The following is an 18,338-nucleotide window of genomic DNA, read 5'->3' on the forward strand; positions in this document are numbered from 1 at the left end:
TCGTCCTGCATCGCCCCTCAGTTTTCCGCCCGGGGCGCGGCGGGGGCAAGCGGATTCGGCAACCCGCGATTGAACCGATGACCACGGCAGGATAGATTCGGCCCCGGCGGAGGACATGCGATGGCTGAAGAACGGCTGAGCTTCAAGGAGATGTGCGCACGCTTCGACGTGACGCCGCGCACGCTGCGCTACTACGAATACATCGAACTTCTCCGCCCCGAGAAGGAAGGCCGAAGCCGCTTCTACACTTCGCGCGAGGTGGCGCGGATGACCCTGATCCTTCGCGGCCGGCGCTTCGGTTTCAGCCTCGAGGAGATCCGCCAGTGGCTGCTGATCTACGAAGAGAAGGGCACCGAGGCGCAGATGCGCGAATGGGTGCGCCTTGCCGACCGGCAGCTTGGCGTGCTGGCCGAGGAACGCGCCCGGCTTGACGCGACGATCCGCGAACTGACCGGCCTGCGCGACGCGGTGTCGGGCGAGATCGGCTGACCCGCGCGCCCGGAAGCGGCCGATCCGGGCCTGACTGACCCTACGGAAGTTGCCGGCGACGCGGCGTCACTTTCACGTTTGTTTTCCCTTGCGGAAAATGACGCGGCGTTACGCTTACGTAAACGTCAACCGCTCTTGTATGAGATGCCCCGGGTTCGCATTTCGCCGCCGTTCGACATGACGCATTCCGGAGTTGGAGGCATGCATAAAGACGTAATGACCATTCGCGAAATGTGTGACGCCTTCGACGTCACGCCGCGAACCCTGCGCTTCTACGAAGCGAAAGAACTGCTCTTCCCGATCCGCGAAGGCCAGAAACGCCTCTTCACACGTCGCGACCGCGCGCGGCTCAAGCTGATCCTGCGCGGCAAGCGCTTCGGCTTCAGCCTTGAGGATATCCGCCAGCTGCTCGAGCTATACGACATGGGCGACCAGCAGCTGACCCAGCTTCGGCGCACCTACGACCTGGCCCGCGATCGTCTCGCGGACATGGTGCAGCAGCGCGACGAGCTTGACGAGGCGATCACCGACCTTCGCAACCAGCTGAAATGGGGGGAAGAGATGATCGCAAACCTGACCAGTCAGACCCACGCCGCCGAGTGACAGGGACCACCGCCATGCCAAGCTATACCCCGCCGACCAAGGACCTGCAGTTCCTACTGCACGACGTCTTCAAGGTTTCCCAGCAGCTCATCCCGGGCTACGCCGATCTCGACCGCGCGTTCACCGCGGCGGTGTTCGAGGAAGCCGGCAAGATCGCAAGCGAGGTGCTTGCGCCGCTCAACAAGGTTGGCGACGTCGAGGGGTGCCGGCTTGAGAATGGCGTGGTCCGCACGCCCAAGGGCTTCCGCGAGGCCTATGCACAGATGTGCGAAGGTGGCTGGAACGCGCTTGACGCCGATCCCGCCTATGGCGGTCAGGGCATGCCCGCGATCCTGAACCTCGCCACGGGCGAGATGTTCTCGAGCGCGAACATGGCCTTCCAGATGTACTCGGGCCTGACCCACGGCGCGATCTCGGCGATCCACACCCACGCTTCGGACGACCAGAAGACCACCTATCTGCCGAAGATGATCGAGGGCCGCTGGACCGGCACGATGAACCTGACCGAACCGCAGTGCGGCACCGACCTTGGCCTGATCCGCACCAAGGCGGAACCGCAGGAGGACGGGACCTATCGCATCACCGGCCAGAAGATCTGGATCTCGGCCGGCGAACACGACATGTCCGACAACATCATCCACCTTGTCCTGGCCAGGATTCCCGGCGGCCCGGAGGGTGTGAAGGGCATCAGCCTTTTCATCGTGCCGAAGTTCCTTGTGAACGCCGACGGCAGCCTGGGGCAGCGCAACGCGCTGGCCTGCGGCGGGCTCGAGGAAAAGATGGGCATCCACGGCAACGCCACCTGCGTGATGAACTACGACGGGGCCACGGGCTTCCTCGTGGGCGAGGCGCACAAGGGCATGCGCGCGATGTTCACCATGATGAACGAGGCCCGGCTTCTTGTCGGCATGCAGGGCTACGCACAGGGTTCCGTCGCCTATCAGAACGCGCTGGCCTTCGCGCAGGATCGCCTGCAGGGCCGCGACATCACCGGAGCGAAGAACCCTGACGGCCCCGCCGATCCGATCATCGTGCACCCCGACGTGCGGCGGAACCTGATGGATCAGAAGTCCTTCGTCGAGGGCGCGCGCGCCTTCGCGCTGTGGGGGGCGACGCTGATCGACCGCAGCCACCGCCAGGACGATGCCGAGGCCGAGGCGACGATCTCGCTGCTGATCCCGGTCATCAAGGGTTTCCTGACCGACAAGGGCTTCGAGACGACGGTGCTGGCGCAGCAGACGCTGGGCGGGTCGGGCTTCACGAAGGAATGGGGCCTCGAGCAGTTCGTCCGCGACGCCCGGATCGCCATGATCTATGAAGGCACGAACGGGGTGCAGTCGCTTGACCTTGTGGGCCGCAAGCTGGGCCTGAACGGCGGCAAGACGGTGATGGGCTTCTTCGAGATGGTGAAGGCCTTCCTGAAGGAGAACGAGGGCGACGCGGTTCTGGAAAATGGCTTCCTCGGCCCGCTGAAGCAGGCGTCGAAGGATCTTCAGGCCGCCGCCATGTACTTCATGGCCGAGGGGATGAAGACCCCCAACAACGCGCTTTCGGGGTCTTACGACTTCATGCACCTTTTCGGGCACGTCTGCTTCGGCCTGATGTGGTCGAAGATGGCGAAGGCCGCGGCCGAGGCGCTGGAAGGCGACGGTGCCGACCGCGCCTTCCTAGAGACCAAGATCGCCACCGGACGCTACTACATGGCGCGCCAGCTTCCCGCGACCGCGCTGCACCTTGCGCGGATCCGCTCGGGCGCCGAGCCGGTCATGGCGCTGGACGCCGCCAACTTCTGAGAAAGGCCCACCGATGCCCAAGCGCCTGAGACTGACCCGCCGGTTCCCCGTCGCCATGACCGAGGACGGCTATCGCAGGCTCAGGCGCTTCGCGGCCGAAGCGGGGCTGGACGAAGGCGAAGCGCTGTCGTTCCTGTTCGAGAATTTCGACAGCGTCACGGACCAAGACAACCTCACCCACAGGCTGAGGCTGTTCAACAGCGAGCTCGACGCCCGCAAGAGGTGACGGCATCGCACTGCCGAGAAGGGGGGAGGACGCCATGACGGCAAGCATCTGGATGACCGACGAGCACGCGATGCTCGCCGACATGACGCGCGAGTTCATCGCCCGCGAATGGACCCCGCAGCTTGCGCGCTGGCGCGAGCAGGGCGAGATGGACCGCGCCATCTGGCAACAGGCCGGCGAACTTGGCCTTCTGTGCCCCTCGATCCCCGAGGAATACGGCGGTCCGGGCGGCGACTTCGGCCACGAGGCCGCGATCCTGCTCGAAAGCGCCCGCGCGAACCACGCGGCCTTCGGCACCGGACACGGTATCCATTCGGGCATCGTCGCACATTACATCCTGGCCTACGGGTCGGAAGAGCAGAAGACGCGCTGGCTTCCCAAGATGGTTTCCGGCGAAATCGTGGGCGCGCTGGCGATGACCGAACCGGCCGCGGGGTCGGACGTTCAGGGCATCAAGACCCGCGCGATCAGGGACGGAAGCGCCTATCGCCTGAGCGGTTCCAAGATCTTCATCACCAACGGCCAGCACGCCAACCTCATCGTCGTGGCCGCCAAGACCGACCCGGCTGCCGGCGCGAAGGGCACGTCGCTGGTGGTGGTCGAAACCGACGGGGCGCAGGGCTTCAGCCGGGGGCGGAACCTGCATAAGGTGGGCCTTCATGCCTCGGACACCTCCGAGCTTTTCTTCGACAACGTCGAGGTGCCGCCCGAGAACGTGCTGGGCGGCCAGGAGGGCCAGGGTTTCTACCAGATGATGCGCCAGCTTCCGCAGGAGCGGCTGATCATCGCGGTGGGCGCGGTCGGTGCCATGGAAGGCGCGGTCGAACGCACCGTGGCCTATGCCAAGGACCGCCACGCCTTCGGCAAGCCGATCCTCGAGTTCCAGAACACCCGTTTCCAGCTGGCCGAGTGCAAGACGAAGACCGCCGTCGCGCGGGCCTTCCTCGACCAGTGCATCGCCGAGCATCTGCGCGGCGAGCTGACGGTCGAGAAGGCCGCGATGGCCAAGTACTGGCTGACCGACACCCAGGGAGAGGTGATCGACGACTGCGTGCAGCTGCACGGCGGCTACGGCTTCATGGCCGAATACGACATCGCCCAGATGTGGGCCGACGCGCGCGTCCAGCGCATCTATGGCGGCACCAACGAGATCATGAAGGAACTGATCGGGAGAGCGCTGTGAGTGTGCGGCTTTATTGTTTCGGCGAGTCCGGCCATTCCTACAAGGCGGCGCTTGCGCTGCAGCTTGCCGGCGTGCGGTGGGAACCGGTGCCGATCGACTTCTTCAACGGCGAAACCCGGACCGAGGCCTACCGCCGCGACGTCAACGAGATGGGCGAAGCCCCTGTGCTGGTCGACAACGCCGTGCGGCTGGCGCAATCGGGTGTGATCCTCGACTACATCGTCGAACGCACCGGCCGCTTCACCCCGCCCGTCAGCACCGACCGCCGCGAGGTGCTGCGCTGGGTGCTGTGGGACAACCACAAGTTCAGCTCGGTCGCGGGAACGACGCGTTTCCTGATGAACTTCCTGCCCGAGGAGAAGCGCCCCAAAGAGGTGATCGCCTTCTTCCAGGGGCGCCTCCGGTCGGCCTTCGAGACGCTCGAGCGGCACCTTGACGGGCGCGACTGGATCGTGGGGGAAACGCTGACCGCCGCCGACCTGAGCTGCTGCAGCTATCTCTATTACCCCGAACCCTTCGGCTTCGCCCGGGCCGACTGGCCCGGGATCGACGCCTGGCTGGCGCGCCTGGCCGCGCAGCCGGGCTGGAAACACCCCTATGACCTGATGCCGCGGGCCTGGCCCCCCGCATCGGCCTGACGAGAGGACGACACAAGATGACCGACGCCTACATCTATGATGCCGTGCGCACCCCGCGCGGCAAGGGCCGCAAGGACGGCAGCCTGCACGAAGTGACCGCCGCGCGGCTTTCGGCCGGGGTGCTGAACGCGCTGAAGGCGCGCGCGGGCCTGGACGGCCATGCGGTCGAGGACGTGATCTGGGGCAACGTCACGCAGGTGGGCGAACAGGGCGGCTGCCTTGCGCGCACGGCCGTGCTTGCCTCCGACCTCGACGAGTCGATCCCGGGCGTGTCCATCAACCGCTTCTGCGCAAGCGGCCTCGAAGCCGTGAACATGGCCGCCAACCAGGTTCGGGGCGGCGCGGGCGACGCCTACATCGCCGGTGGCGTCGAGGCGATGAGCCGCGTGCCGATGGGTTCGGACGGGGCGGCGATCGCGGTGGACCCCTCGATCGCGATGAAGACCTACTTCGTGCCGCAGGGCATCAGCGCGGACATCATCGCCACCGAATACGGCTTCACCCGCGACCAGGCCGATGCGCTGGCCGTCGAAAGCCAGAAGCGCGCCAAGGCCGCCTGGGACGATGGGCGTTTCGCGAAATCAGTCGTCTCGGTGCGGGACGTGAACGGGATCACGATCCTTGACCATGACGAATACATGCGCCCGGGCACAGACATGCAGGCGCTGGGGGCGCTCAGCCCGTCGTTCCAGCAGATGGGCGAGGTCATGCCCGGCTTCGACAAGATCGCGCTGATGAAGTACCCCCATCTGGAGAAGATCGAGCATATCCACCACGCCGGCAATTCGTCGGGCATCGTGGACGGGGCGGCGGCGGTCCTGATCGGCAACAAGGCCTTCGGGGAGAAATACGGGCTGAAACCCCGCGCCCGTGTCCGCGCGACCGCCAAGATCGGCACCGATCCGACGATCATGCTGACCGGCCCGGTGCCGGTGACACAGAAGATCCTTGCCGATCACGGCATGACGATCGGCGACATCGACCTGTTCGAGGTGAACGAGGCCTTCGCCGCCGTCGTCATGCGCTTCATGCAGGCTTTCGACGTCGACCCCGCGAAGGTCAACGTCAATGGCGGCGCCATCGCCATGGGCCACCCGCTGGGGGCCACGGGTGCGATGATCCTTGGCACGCTGCTGGACGAGCTCGAGCGGTCGGACAAGGAAACCGGTCTCGCCACCTTGTGCATCGGGTCGGGCATGGGCGCGGCCACCATCATCGAACGCGTGTAGCGGCGCGAACGGACCGCGGAGGGCCCCCGACGATGCCGATCATCGACAAGACCGCCTGCCCGGTGAAGACCGGATCGATCTATCCTGCGCCCTATGCCGCGATGATGGCCGGGCGCCAGTCGTTGCGTCTGGGCGACGCGGGCGGGCTGACGCAGTTCGGCGCCAATCTCGTGATGCTGGCGCCGGGCGCGATGAGTTCGCTGCGCCACTGGCACGAGCGCGAGGATGAATTCGTCATGGTGACGGACGGCGAATGCACGCTGATCGACGACACCGGCGCGCATGTGATGCGTCCGGGCGACTGCGCGGCCTTTCCCGCCGGCGATCCCAACGGCCACCATTTCGTCAACCGCTCGGACGCCCCCGCCGCCTTTCTGGTGGTCGGCACGCGCCAGAACCCCGAGCGCGCAACCTATTCCGACGTCGACCTGACGGTCGAGATGAAGGACGGCACGGCCACCTTCACCCGCAAGGACGGCACCCCCTACAAGGACGACAGCAAATGACCGATTTCACCTATGACGTCGACGCCGACGGCGTCGCCACCATCACCTGGGACGTGACCTCCAAGTCGATGAACGTGATGAGCCCCGAAGGCTTCATCACGCTCGACGGCATGATCGACCGCGCGCTGGCCGATCCGGCTGTGAAGGGGGTGGTGATCACCTCGGGCAAGGACAGCTTCGCCGGGGGCATGGACCTCAACATCATCGCGCGGATGAAGGACGAGGCGGGCGATGACCCCGCGCGCGGCCTGTTCGAAGGGCTGATGCGTACCCACGCCATCCTCCGCAAGATCGAGCGCGCGGGCATGGACCCCAAGACGCTCAAGGGCGGCAAACCGATCGCGGCGGCGCTTCCCGGCACCGCGCTTGGCATCGGCTACGAGATCCCTCTGGCCTGCCACCGCATCTTCGCGGCCGACAACCCCAAGGCAAAGATCGGCCTGCCCGAGATCATGGTCGGGATCTACCCCGGCATGGGCGGCACGACGCGGCTGCTGCGCAAGATGGGCGCCATGGCGGCGGCCCCCTTCCTGCTCGAGGGCAAGCTGAGCGATCCCGCCAAGGCCAAGGCCGCGGGTCTTGTCGACGAAGTGGTGCCGGGGGCCGAGCTTCTGGCGCGCGCAAAGGCCTGGGTGCTGGAGGCGAAGGACGCCGACATCGTCAAGCCCTGGGACCAGAAGGACTACAAGATGCCGGGCGGCGCGCCCTATCATCCGGCGGGCTTCATGACTTTCATGGGCGCGGCGACGATGGTTCACGCCAAGACCCAGGGCGTCTTCCCGGCCGCGAAGGCGCTTCTGTCGGCGGCCTACGAAGGCGCGCTTGTGCCGTTCGACACGGCGCTGAAGATCGAGGCGCGGTGGTTCACCCAAGTGCTGATGAACCCGTCCTCGGGCGCGATGATCCGGTCGCTCTTCGTGAACAAGGAGGCGCTTGAAAAGGGCGCCAACCGGCCGGACGTGCCGGACCAGAAGGTCGCGAAGCTGGGTGTCATGGGCGCGGGCATGATGGGCGCGGGCATCGCCTATGTCGCCGCGAACGCGGGGATCGAGGTCGTGCTGATCGACCAGGATCAAGCCGCCGCCGACCGCGGCAAGGCCTATTCCGAAGGCATCCTCGACAAGGGCATGAGCCGCAGGAAGGTCACAGCCGAGAAGAAGGCCGACGTGCTGGGGCGCATTCTTGCCACCACCGACTACGCCGCGCTGACGGGTTGCGACCTGATCGTCGAGGCGGTTTTCGAGGATCCGGGCATCAAGGCCGAGGTCACGCGCCGGGTCGAAGAGGTGGTGGGCGAGGACTGCATCTTCGCCACCAACACCTCGACCCTGCCGATCTCGGATCTGGCCAAGGCCTCGAAGCGGCCCGGGCAGTTCATCGGCATCCACTTCTTCAGCCCCGTCGACAAGATGCTGCTGGTCGAGATCATCCGCGGCCGCGAGACCGGCGACCGGGCGGTCGCCAAGGCGCTCGACTTCGTGCGGCAGATCCGCAAGACGCCGATCGTCGTCAACGACGCGCGCTTCTTCTATGCCAACCGCTGCATCATTCCCTACATCAACGAGGGCATCCGCATGGTCGGCGAGGGCGTCGAGCCCGCGCTGGTCGAGAACGCGGCCAAGCTTGTGGGGATGCCGCTGGGCCCGCTGCAACTGGTCGACGAGACCTCGATCGACCTTGGCGTGAAGATCGCCAAGGCCACCAAGGCGGCGATGGGCGCCGCCTATCCCGACGGCGCGGTGGACGAGGTCCTGTTCTGGATGGCGGGCGAGGGCCGGATGGGCCGCAAGGCCAATGCGGGTTTCTACGCCTATGACCCCGCCGGCAAGCGCGGCCTTCTGTGGGAGGGTCTGCGCGACCGCTTCCCCGCGGCCGCGGACCAGCCCGACCTGACCGACGTGCAGCAGCGCCTTCTGATGGCGCAGGTGCTCGAGGCCGTGCGCGCCTTCGAGGCGGGCGTGCTGACCGACATCCGCGAAGGCGACGTGGGCGCCATCCTTGGCTGGGGCTTCGCGCCCTGGTCGGGCGGACCGTTCAGCTGGCTCGACATTCTTGGAGCGGCGCGGGCGGTCGAGATCTGCGACCGGCTTCAGGCCGCGCATGGCGACCGCTTCGCCGCCCCGGCCCTTCTTCGCGACATGGCGGCCAAGGGGCAAAGCTTCTATGGCCGCTTCGGCGCGGGACAGGCGATGGCCGCCTGACAGACGGCGCCAAAAGGCCAGACAGGCTTCGGGGCCGCGCCATCGGCTGCGGCCCCGCAGGTCGTTCGCGGTGAGGGGATGGGCGCGGTTCGGGCCGGCGCCTCATGCCGCCTGCGCGAGGTCCCCCTGCCCCGCCCACGGCGTGCCGGCTTCCATCAGGTCGACCAGCGCCCGCGCCCGGTCGAAGGGCAGCACCTCGAAGAAGGCCGAGGTCGCCGGGCGGCGCAGCGCGGCCCCGGCCGCCTTGCGCGGCGCGCAGTGCACCAACGCCCCGGTGTTGGCATAGACGACTTCCTCGTCGTCGAAGAACAGCGTCACCACCTCGACAAGGTCCACAGGCATCACCCGGGCGATCCCGCGATAGCCTTCCAGCGCCGAGGCGGGGACAAGAACGGCGGGCCGGCCCAGGACCTCTTCGGCAACGGCGCTTTCCAGCAGAACGTGCTGTTCGGGCATCAGGTAGAAGGCGTCGCAATTGTGAAGCGCGCCGCCCGGCACCATCAGAAGCCCGTCGGGATAGGCCTGCGCCAGATCGGCGCCATAGACCGTGCGCTCGATCCGCGTGACGGGACGCAGCCCGCCGTCGAAGGTCTGGACCTTTTCGCCGGTCAGCACCTGTTCGACGGGCGTCCAGCCCCGTGCGGTTTCGATCCGGGTGCCGGCGACAAGCCCGGTCCCAATGCGGCGAGGGCGTTGCGAGAAGACGGCCCCCGCAAGGACGACATCGTCGATACGCGAGAAGGCGGACTGATCGTGAATGGACATGGGTCTTCCTTTCCTGGTCTGGCGGGGTCCAACCTCGATCGTGGCCCCGGTGTGGCAGACCCAAGAAATGCCCCTGATTTCGCCGTCTTTCGGTCGCAATTCTGGCGGAAAATGGGCAAAATCCCGCCCCATTGCGCAGTCGGGGGTGGCCGAAACGCACTGTTCTTCGGCGGGCACCGCCCTTTACCAGGCCTTAGCCACGATCCCGGCGACGGCGTCACGCGGGGGCTTTCGGCGCGCGCGGATCAGGCCCGGGGCGAATCGCCGGTCAGGCCGGGGTCTGCGGGGCGGGCGGGGTCAGACGACGCTCGCGCAGGGCGATCACCACCCCCGCCACGACGATCAACGCGATGCCCACAAGGGCCAGCGCCCCCGGGCGTTCACCCTTCAGCATGAAGGCCCAGGCCGAGACCGAGACGAGCAGCGAGTATTCGAACAGCGCCACGAAGGGCGCCTCGCCCAGTTGGTAGGCGCGGGTGATGAGCCAGACCGCCACGAGCGAGCCCACAGCCTGCACCGCCGTCCAGAACAGGAAGGTTCCGCCCGGCGCGACCCAGCCACGCAGGACGAACCCATCCGCCCCGGCCGGTGCGTCCTGCGGGAAGATCGCCAGAAGTCCCAGCCCCAGGCTGCCCCACACGGCCATGGCAAGAAACATCGCCCCGGTCAGCGTCAGCGTCTCTTCGCCCGCGCACCAGCGCCGCGTCGCCATCGCGCCGACCGCGTAGAAGAAGCCCGAGGCAACCGCCAGCGCGGCCCAGGGCGAAACCTCGGCGCCCCAGGGCTGCAGGACAAGAAGCACCCCGGCGAATCCGATGGCAGCGGCCAGCATACGGATTGGGCCGACCCGCTCGCGCAGGAAGAAGCCGGTGATCAGCAGCACGAAGAGGGGCGAGGTGAACAGCCCCGCGACCGATTGCGTGATCGGCAGGAAGGCGAGCGACCCGAAGTACAGGATCATCGCGGTCGAGATGAAGAGGCTTCGCCCGACCACCGCCCGCCACCGTCGCGGCCTGAGCGACACGCCGAAGGCCAGGGCGATCGCCACCAGCATCGGCAAGATCATCGCGGTGCGCACAAGGTGGAACTGCCACAGGCCGCCGGTCTCGGCGATGACGACGACGTAGTTGTCGATGAAGCCGATCAGCACCATCGCCGCAAGGATGGACAGCGCCGCCTGAAGTGGACGGGTCTGGGTCACGGATGGCTTCCCTTCCTGCCGGGCCGTCGACACGGGCGACGTCCCTGCCCTTACCCGCACGCCGCGCCACGATCAATCGGGCGCGCGCACCGCCTGTCTTCGGGAATTGTGGGCACCCACCACATGGGCTAGTGTTCCCGATACACGAGGGCACAACGAGCAGTTCCAGGACAAGACGCCATGACGGCGCTTACCGAATACCAGAGGCTCGAGGCGACGGCCATCTGGCGACCCGACCCCGAAGCGCAGCGCCGGGACGTCTATGTTTCTCTGGGCGATGCCACGCTTGTGATCCACGACGGCCGCGAGGTGGCGCTGTCGCACTGGTCGTTGCCGGCCGTGCTGCGGCTCAACCCCGGGGGCTATCCGGCGCGCTACGCGCCAGGCGAGGCGTCGAGCGAGGAGATCGAGGTCGCCGATCCGGCGATGATCGAGGCCATCGACCGCGTGCGCCGGGCGGTCGAGCGCGCACGGCCCCGTCCGGGGCGCCTGCGCGGCGGAATCATCGCGGCGCTTGTCGTGGCGGTTCTGGGCGCCGGGGTGTTCTGGGTGCCCGGCGCGCTGGCGCGGCAGACGGCGTCGATCGTCCCCGAGGCCGCGCGCGCCGCGATCGGCGACGCGATGCTGGCGGAACTGCGTCCGCTGACCGGTCCGCCCTGCGCATCGCCCCAGGGGACGCGCGCGCTGGCGGCACTATCGCGACGCCTGCTGAGCGACGACAGCACGACGCTGATGATCGTGCCCGACGGGGTTCTGTCGGCGCGGCATCTGCCCGACGGCACGATCCTTCTGGGCCGCGCCCTTGTCGAGGATTACGAGACGCCCGAAGTCGTTGCAGGCTATGTGCTGGCCGAAACCCAGCGGATGAGGTCGGTCGACCCTCTGGAAGAGATGCTGCATGCCGCGGGAATCGGTGCGGCGCTGCGCCTTCTGACCACGGGCGAGGTCCCGCAGGCCGCGATCGGCGCCCGTGCCCGTGCCCTTGTGGCGCAGGACGATCCCCCGCTCTTGCCGGCCGAGGGGCTTGTGCCCCGCTTCGCCACGGCCGGCGTGCCGATCACGCCCTATGCCTATGCGCTCGACATCACCGGCGAGACCACTGTCGACCTGATCGAGGCCGACAGCGTCAGAACGCCGCTTGAACGGCCGATCCTGTCGGACCAGGCTTGGGTCGCGCTGCAGAATATCTGCGGGCCCTAGTTGCGCAGGACGCGCCCCGAATAGCCAAGGCGCTGCAAGGCGGCGACGGCCGCCTCGGCCGAGGAGCGGTCGCCATAGGGGCCGGCCAGAACGATCGGAACGTCGCCCGCGCCGCCACGCAACACGCCTTGCTGCGCGGGGATGCCGGCGGCGCGAAGCCCCGACACTGTGCCGGCGACGGGCGCGCCGGCGGGATCGACCTGCACGAAGACACCCGGCGCCTCGGTCAGGACGCGAAAGCCGGTCGCCGGCGCGGCCGCGGATGCCCGCGGCGGCGCGGGCTGCAGCCGCATCGGGACTTCGTCGGTCCAGATCGCGCGCATCTGCGCCTCGCCGGCCGCGGTGCCCCGCGCCCGGTTCGGATTGAGGCGGTCGTCGTCCCAGACCCGCGCATAGCCGCGCGGGATCGCGGGGAAGTCGTAGATCTCGCGCAGGGTCAGGCCCGTGCTCTCTTGCGCCTGCGCTGTTCCCGCAACCAGAAGGATCAGCGCGCTCAGGACCGGTTTCATGGCAACTCCATCGCGTCGCAGGGACTGGCGCGAGGATGCCCAAGCCGCCTCGACAAGTAAACCCGGACGCTATTGCGTGCCGAACATGCGATCGCCGGCATCGCCGAGGCCAGGCACGATATAGCCCTTTTCGTTCAGACGCTGGTCCAGCGCCGCGGTCACGATCGGCACGTCGGGATGCGCCTCTTTCATGTGCGCCACGCCCTCGGGCGCGGCCAGCAGGCACAGGAAGCGGATTTCCTTCGCGCCGGACTTCTTCAGAAGGTCGATCGCCGCGGCCGAGGAATTGCCCGTGGCCAGCATCGGATCGACGGCGATGACGAAGCGTTCTTCAAGGTTGGCGGGCACCTTGAAATAGTACTGCACCGGCTGAAGCGTCTTCTCGTCCCGGTAAAGCCCGATGAACCCCACCCGCGCCGAGGGGATGAGTTCCAGCATCCCGTCGAGAAGCCCGTTGCCGGCGCGCAGGATCGAGATCAGCGCAAGCTTGCGCCCTTCGAGCACCGGCGCGTCCATCTCGGCCAGCGGGGTTTCGATGCGCCTGGTGGTCATGTGCAGGTCGCGCGTGACCTCGTAGGCCAGCAGCAGGCTGATTTCGCGCAGAAGCTGGCGGAACTTGGCGGTCGAGGTGTCCTTCTCGCGCATCAACGTCAGCTTGTGCTGCACCAGCGGGTGTTTGACGATGGTCAGGTGCTCTTTCATGGGGCCTCGAGTGTCTTGCGGATACGGTCCTTCGTCTCGCCGTCGCAGAAGGCGGCGTCAAGCGCGGTGGCGTTCAGGGCCTGCAATTCCTCGTCCTCCCAGCCGAAGGCACGGGCGAGCATGTCGAACTCGTGCGCCATGGTGGTGTGGAAGAAGGGCGGATCGTCGGTCGAGACGGTCACCCGCACGCCCGCGTCGCGCAGCCGCTTGATGGGGTGGGCGGCCCAGTCGCGATACAGCCCAAGTGCCACGTTCGAGCCCGGACAGACCTCGAGCACGATGCCCTCGCGCGCCAGTCTGTCCACCGTCGCCCGATCCTCGATCGCGCGGACCCCGTGGCCGATGCGTTCGACGCCAAGCGCGTCAAGCGCATCGGTCACGCTGTCGGGTCCGCCCCATTCACCGGCGTGGGCCGTCAGCCGCAACCCGGCCTCGCGCGCCAGGTCGAAGGACCAGGCGAAGTCGCGGGGTTTTCCCGCCCGTTCGTCGCCGGCGATGCCGAAGCCGACGATCCAGTCGCCCGCGGTCTCGGCGGCGCAAAGGGCGGTTTCCTTCGCCTTCTCGGGGCCGAAGTGCCGGATGCAGGTGATGATGCCGCGCAGGGTGATCCCGTCCTCGCGTTCTGCCGCATCGGCGGCCTCGCGGATGGCGTGCAGGTATTCGCGCCAGGCCGCGACGTCGCGCCCGCCGCAGAAATCCGGCGAAAGGAACGTCTCGGAATAGACCACCCCCGCCGCGGCGCTTTCTGCCAGCACCGCCCGCGTCAGACGGGCATAATCCTCGGGCGTGGTCAGGACCGAGGTCGCCGCCTCGTAGACCTTCAGGAAATGCCAGAAGTCGCTGTAGGCATAGCTGCCGTCGGCGGCGAAGATGCGCGAGATATCTTCGTGCTTCTGCTTCGCGATGCCCCGCACGAAGGCGGGCGGCGCCGCGCCTTCCAGGTGCAGGTGCAGTTCGATCTTCTTCATGTCCGCCTCACAGGAAACTCCGCCCCGGAGGCGCGGAGGCGACCCCGAGGTGCGCCGCCACGCTTGCCCCGATATCGGCGAAGGCCACAAGGCCAATCTCGCGCATGCCCAGGCCCCTGCCCACCACCGGCGCGCGTTCGCGCGTGTGGTCCGTGCCGGTCCAGGTCGGGTCGTTGCCGTGATCGGCGGTGAAGAGGATCAGATCGCCCGGGCGCTGGTGGCGAAAGAGGCGCGGCAACGCCGCGTCGAACCATTCCAGCGCGCGGGCATAGCCCGACACGTCGCGGCGGTGGCCGAAGCGGCTGTCGAATTCGACGAAGTTGGCAAAGGTCAGGCTGCCGTCTTCGGCGTCGCGCAGCGCCGCCTCGAGGTGGTCCATCAGGGCCGTGTCCGGCCCCTTGGCCACGTCGTCGATGCCCTGCATCGAGAAGATGTCGCCGATCTTGCCGATGGCATGGACGCGCCCGCCCGCCGCCTGCACCCAGTCGCACAGCGTGGGGCTGGGCGGGGCGATGGCGTAGTCGTGGCGGTTCGCGGTGCGCTCGAAGGCGCCCGGCGTGCCCACGAAGGGCCGGGCGATCACGCGGCCGACCTTCATCGCGTGCAGCCTGGGCGCCAGGTCGCTGCACAGCCGCAGAAGGCGGTCGAGGCCGAAGTGCTCTTCGTGCGCGGCGATCTGGAAGACACTGTCCGCCGAGGTATAGCAGATCGGCCAGCCGGTCTCGATGTGCCGGGCGCCGAACTGCTCGATGATGACGGTGCCCGAGGCATGGCAGTTGCCAAGGATGCCCTCGGTCCCCGCAAGCCGGCAGACCCGCGCCACCAGATCGTCCGGGAAGGCGGGCGTCGTGTCGGGAAAATAGTGCCAGTCCCACGGCACTGGCACGCCGGCAAGTTCCCAGTGGCCGGACGGCGTGTCCTTGCCCCGCGACACCTCGGTGGCCGCGCCCCAAAGGCCCTGCGGCGCGGCCGTCAGCCCGGCAGGACGGTGTCCCGACGCAAGCTCGACCGCCGCCCCCAACCCCATCGTGTCCAGATTGGGCAGGCGCAGCGGGCCGCTCCGCCCCTCGTCCGCCCGCCCGGCGGCGCATTCCGCTGCGATATGGGCCAGGGTGTTGGCGCCCGTGTCCGGGCGGGTTCCGTTGAAGAACCTTGCCGCGTCCGGCGCCCCCCCTGCCCCGACAGAATCCATCACGACAAGGAAGGCGCGCGGCATCACTCGGTCTCCATGTGCCCCGGCCCGAAGGCGCCGGGCAGAAGCTCGGCCACCGTCATGGTCACCGAAAGGCCCGCCATCGTGCCCATGGTGACCGTCACCTCGGGTGCGGCGAATTCCGCGATCTTCTGACGACAGCCGCCGCAGGGGGTGACGGGGTGCGCGCTGTCGCCGATCACGGCCACTTCCACGATCCGGCGCGCGCCCGCCGCGCACATGGCGGCGATCGCACCGGCCTCGGCGCAGGTGCCTTCGGGGTAGGCCACGTTCTCGACGTTGCAGCCGACATAGACCTGCCCGTCCTCGGCCCGAAGCGCGGCGCCGACCTTGAACTTCGAATAGGGCGCATAGGCCTTCTCACGCACCTCGCGCGCTGCGTCCATCAGTGACATCGGCGACCACTCCTTCGGTTTCGCCGAAGTCTGTGCCGCGCGCCCGGCGGATGCAAGCCTTGCCCCGCGCCGCGGTTTCGCCGAAGACTGCATCGCGTGTCCGGCGCAAGATTGACGCCGCGGCACGAAGGCACTAAGCCGCGCCGGGGATAGTTTAGCCTTAAACTATCCCCGGGCAGCAGGAGGAAAGAATGACGGACAGCCGGCAGGACGCGCTGCGGCAGGCGGCGCTCGACTATCACGAGTTCCCCCGCCCCGGAAAACTCGAGATACGTGCGACCAAACCGCTTGCGAACGGGCGGGACCTGGCCCGGGCCTATTCGCCCGGCGTGGCCGAGGCCTGTCTCGAGATCAAGGCCGACCCCGCGTCGGCCAGTCGCTTCACGGCGCGCGGCAACCTTGTCGCGGTGGTGTCGAACGGGTCGGCCGTGCTTGGGCTTGGCAACATCGGCGGGCTTGCCTCGAAGCCGGTGATGGAAGGCAAGGCCGTGCTCTTCAAGAAGTTCGGCGCGATCGACTGCTTCGACATCGAGCTGAACGAAAGCGATCCTAAAAAGCTGGCCGCGATCATCTGCGCCCTCGAACCCACCTTCGGGGCGATCAACCTGGAAGACATCAAGGCGCCAGATTGCTTCATCGTCGAACGCATCTGCCGCGAACGGATGAACATCCCCGTCTTTCACGACGACCAGCACGGCACCGCGATCGTGGTGGGCGCGGCCGCGACGAACGCGCTGCTGGTGGCGGGAAAGCGGATCGAGGACATCAAGATCGTCTCGACCGGCGGCGGGGCGGCGGGGATCGCCTGCCTGAACATGCTGCTCAAGCTGGGCGCACGGCGCGAGAACGTGTGGCTTTGCGATCTGCACGGCCTGGTCCACGAAGGCCGGGCCGAGGACATGACCCCGCAGAAGGCCGACTATGCCCAGCCGGGCGGCCCGCGCGGTCTGGGCGACGTGATCGAGGGCGCCGACCTTTTCCTGGGCCTGTCCGGCCCGGGCGTGCTGACCCCCGACATGGTGCGGAAGATGGCCCGCACCCCCATCGTCTTTGCCCTTGCGAATCCTGCGCCCGAGATCCTGCCCGAACTGGCCCGCGCCGCGGCACCCGACGCGATCATCGCCACCGGGCGCAGCGATTTCCCCAACCAGGTCAACAACGTCCTGTGCTTCCCCTTCATCTTCCGCGGGGCGCTCGATGTCGGCGCGACCGAGATCAACGACGAGATGAAGATCGCCTGCATCGAGGGCATCGCCGCGCTTGCCCGCGCCACGACCAGCGCCGAGGCTGCCGCCGCCTACAAGGGCGAGCAGATGACCTTCGGCGCCGACTACCTGATCCCCAAGCCCTTCGACCCGCGGCTGATGGGTGTGATCGCCCCCGCCGTGGCGCGCGCGGCCATGGAAACCGGCGTCGCCACCCGCCCGATCGAGGATTTCGAGGCCTACAAGCGCAAGCTGGACGGGTCGGTCTTCCGTTCGGCCCTCATCATGCGACCGGTCTTCGAGGCCGCGGCGACAGCCTCGCGCAAGATCGTCTTCACCGAGGGCGAGGACGAGCGCGTCCTGCGCGCGGCCAACGCGATGATCGAGGAAACCACCGACGCGCCGATCCTGATCGGCCGGCCCGACGTGATCGCGACGCGGGCCGAACGCATCGGCCTGCCGATCCGCCCCGGCACCGACTTCGAGATCGTGAACCCCGAAAACGACCCGCGCTATCGCGACTACTGGACGACCTATCACGGGCTGATGGAACGGCGCGGCGTGACCCCCGACCTCGCCCGCGCGATCATGCGCACGAACACGACGGCGATCGGGGCTGTCATGGTTCACCGGGCCGAGGCCGACAGCATGCTTTGCGGCACCTTCGGGCAGTTCCTGTGGCACCTCAACTACATCACCCAGGTCCTGGGCACGGCGGCGCTGAAGCCGGTGGGGGCGCTCAGCCTGATGATCATGCCCGACGGGCCGCTTTTCATCGCCGACACCCATGTCCATGCCGAACCCACGCCCGAACAGATCGCCGAGACGGCCACCGCGGCCGCGCGGCATGTCCGCCGCTTCGGGCTGGCGCCCAAGGTGGCGCTGTGTTCGCACAGCCAGTTCGGCAACCTCGACTGCGACACCGGGCGTCGAATGCGCGCGGCGCTGGCGATCCTTGACGCCGCGCCCCGCGATTTCGAATACGAGGGCGAGATGCACGCGGACACCGCACTCGACACCGAGTTGCGCCAGCGCATCTTCCCCGCGGCGCGCTTCGAAGGCCCCGCCAACGTGCTGATCTTCGCCAATACCGACGCGGCATCCGGCGTGCGCAACATCCTCAAGATGAAGGCGCAGGCGCTCGAGGTGGGGCCGATCCTGATGGGCATGGGCAACCGCGCGCATATCGTGACGCCCGCCATCACCGCCCGCGGACTTCTGAACATGTCAGCCATCGCTGGCACACCACTTGCCAAGTATGCCTGACATTTAGCGCCAACAGTGACCGTCTGGCGCAGGTCTGCCGCTTGCC

General features: G+C 67.7%; 18 protein-coding genes. 11 read left to right on the forward strand and 7 right to left on the reverse strand.

Annotation, left to right across the window (positions count from 1 at the left end):
• Window positions 1-120 precede the first annotated feature (120 nt).
• From ACRDNQ_RS16360 to ACRDNQ_RS16400, 9 genes are all read left to right on the forward strand, one after another.
• The gene (locus ACRDNQ_RS16360; protein ID WP_431829759.1) at window positions 121-489 is read left to right on the forward strand and encodes a MerR family DNA-binding protein; all 369 of its coding nucleotides are present in this window, start codon (window positions 121-123) and stop codon (window positions 487-489) included.
• A 201-nt stretch (window positions 490-690) separates the two neighbouring features.
• Window positions 691-1,092: a MerR family transcriptional regulator gene (locus ACRDNQ_RS16365; protein WP_431829760.1), complete on the forward strand. Its 402-nt coding sequence runs from the start codon at window positions 691-693 to the stop codon at window positions 1,090-1,092.
• Between the two features lie 14 nt (window positions 1,093-1,106).
• On the forward strand, window positions 1,107-2,885 hold the full coding sequence (locus tag ACRDNQ_RS16370; protein ID WP_431829761.1) for an acyl-CoA dehydrogenase C-terminal domain-containing protein: 1,779 nt from the start codon (window positions 1,107-1,109) through the stop codon (window positions 2,883-2,885).
• Window positions 2,886-2,898: 13 nt separating this feature from the next.
• Window positions 2,899-3,111 carry a hypothetical protein gene (locus ACRDNQ_RS16375; protein WP_431829762.1) on the forward strand — a complete coding sequence of 71 codons (213 nt, stop codon included), beginning with the start codon at window positions 2,899-2,901 and terminating at the stop codon, window positions 3,109-3,111.
• Between the two features lie 34 nt (window positions 3,112-3,145).
• On the forward strand, window positions 3,146-4,294 hold the full coding sequence (locus ACRDNQ_RS16380; RefSeq protein WP_431829763.1) for an acyl-CoA dehydrogenase family protein: 1,149 nt from the start codon (window positions 3,146-3,148) through the stop codon (window positions 4,292-4,294).
• Window positions 4,291-4,932: a glutathione S-transferase family protein gene (locus ACRDNQ_RS16385; RefSeq protein ID WP_431829764.1), complete on the forward strand. Its 642-nt coding sequence runs from the start codon at window positions 4,291-4,293 to the stop codon at window positions 4,930-4,932. Before ACRDNQ_RS16380 ends, ACRDNQ_RS16385 begins: the two co-directional genes overlap by 4 nt.
• Before the next feature lie 17 nt (window positions 4,933-4,949).
• Window positions 4,950-6,161 (forward strand): acetyl-CoA C-acetyltransferase, encoded by a 1,212-nt coding sequence (locus ACRDNQ_RS16390; RefSeq protein WP_431829765.1) that lies wholly within the window; start codon window positions 4,950-4,952, stop codon window positions 6,159-6,161.
• A 32-nt stretch (window positions 6,162-6,193) separates the two neighbouring features.
• Window positions 6,194-6,667: a cupin domain-containing protein gene (locus tag ACRDNQ_RS16395; RefSeq protein WP_431829766.1), complete on the forward strand. Its 474-nt coding sequence runs from the start codon at window positions 6,194-6,196 to the stop codon at window positions 6,665-6,667.
• On the forward strand, window positions 6,664-8,868 hold the full coding sequence (locus ACRDNQ_RS16400) for a 3-hydroxyacyl-CoA dehydrogenase NAD-binding domain-containing protein (protein ID WP_431829767.1): 2,205 nt from the start codon (window positions 6,664-6,666) through the stop codon (window positions 8,866-8,868). The genes ACRDNQ_RS16395 and ACRDNQ_RS16400 overlap by 4 nt, the downstream gene beginning before the upstream one ends.
• A 102-nt stretch (window positions 8,869-8,970) precedes the next feature.
• Here ACRDNQ_RS16400 and ACRDNQ_RS16405 read toward each other — a convergent pair whose 3' ends face one another.
• Both ACRDNQ_RS16405 and ACRDNQ_RS16410 read right to left on the reverse strand, forming a co-directional pair.
• Complete coding sequence (locus tag ACRDNQ_RS16405; RefSeq protein WP_431829768.1) at window positions 8,971-9,633, reverse strand: Hint domain-containing protein; 663 nt, start codon at window positions 9,631-9,633, stop codon at window positions 8,971-8,973.
• Between the two features lie 268 nt (window positions 9,634-9,901).
• Entirely contained in the window at window positions 9,902-10,834 is a 933-nt protein-coding gene (locus ACRDNQ_RS16410) for a DMT family transporter (RefSeq protein ID WP_431829769.1), read from the reverse strand.
• Window positions 10,835-11,014: 180 nt separating this feature from the next.
• Here ACRDNQ_RS16410 and ACRDNQ_RS16415 point away from each other — a divergent pair, with 180 nt between their 5' ends.
• Window positions 11,015-12,034: a M48 family metalloprotease gene (locus ACRDNQ_RS16415; protein ID WP_431829770.1), complete on the forward strand. Its 1,020-nt coding sequence runs from the start codon at window positions 11,015-11,017 to the stop codon at window positions 12,032-12,034.
• Here the strand turns inward: ACRDNQ_RS16415 and ACRDNQ_RS16420 are convergent.
• From ACRDNQ_RS16420 to ACRDNQ_RS16440, 5 genes are all read right to left on the reverse strand, one after another.
• Window positions 12,031-12,543, reverse strand: coding sequence for an SPOR domain-containing protein (locus ACRDNQ_RS16420; protein WP_431829771.1), 513 nt, complete (start codon window positions 12,541-12,543; stop codon window positions 12,031-12,033). The genes ACRDNQ_RS16415 and ACRDNQ_RS16420 overlap by 4 nt on opposite strands.
• Window positions 12,544-12,612: 69 nt before the next feature.
• On the reverse strand, window positions 12,613-13,245 hold the full coding sequence (gene upp, locus ACRDNQ_RS16425) for a uracil phosphoribosyltransferase (protein WP_431829772.1): 633 nt from the start codon (window positions 13,243-13,245) through the stop codon (window positions 12,613-12,615).
• Entirely contained in the window at window positions 13,242-14,213 is a 972-nt protein-coding gene (locus ACRDNQ_RS16430) for an adenosine deaminase (protein WP_431829773.1), read from the reverse strand. Before ACRDNQ_RS16430 ends, upp begins: the two co-directional genes overlap by 4 nt.
• A gap of 7 nt (window positions 14,214-14,220) precedes the next feature.
• The gene (locus tag ACRDNQ_RS16435; protein WP_431829774.1) at window positions 14,221-15,429 is read right to left on the reverse strand and encodes a phosphopentomutase; all 1,209 of its coding nucleotides are present in this window, start codon (window positions 15,427-15,429) and stop codon (window positions 14,221-14,223) included.
• Window positions 15,429-15,821 (reverse strand): cytidine deaminase, encoded by a 393-nt coding sequence (locus tag ACRDNQ_RS16440; protein WP_431829775.1) that lies wholly within the window; start codon window positions 15,819-15,821, stop codon window positions 15,429-15,431. Before ACRDNQ_RS16440 ends, ACRDNQ_RS16435 begins: the two co-directional genes overlap by 1 nt.
• 191 nt (window positions 15,822-16,012) lie before the next feature.
• Between ACRDNQ_RS16440 and ACRDNQ_RS16445 the strand changes: the two genes are divergently transcribed.
• Window positions 16,013-18,292 (forward strand): NADP-dependent malic enzyme, encoded by a 2,280-nt coding sequence (locus ACRDNQ_RS16445; RefSeq protein ID WP_431829776.1) that lies wholly within the window; start codon window positions 16,013-16,015, stop codon window positions 18,290-18,292.
• Window positions 18,293-18,338 lie beyond the last annotated feature (46 nt).

Source organism: Saliniferula longa (assembly GCF_050789285.1).
In the GTDB taxonomy this organism is placed as follows: domain Bacteria; phylum Pseudomonadota; class Alphaproteobacteria; order Rhodobacterales; family Rhodobacteraceae; genus CAVPWP01.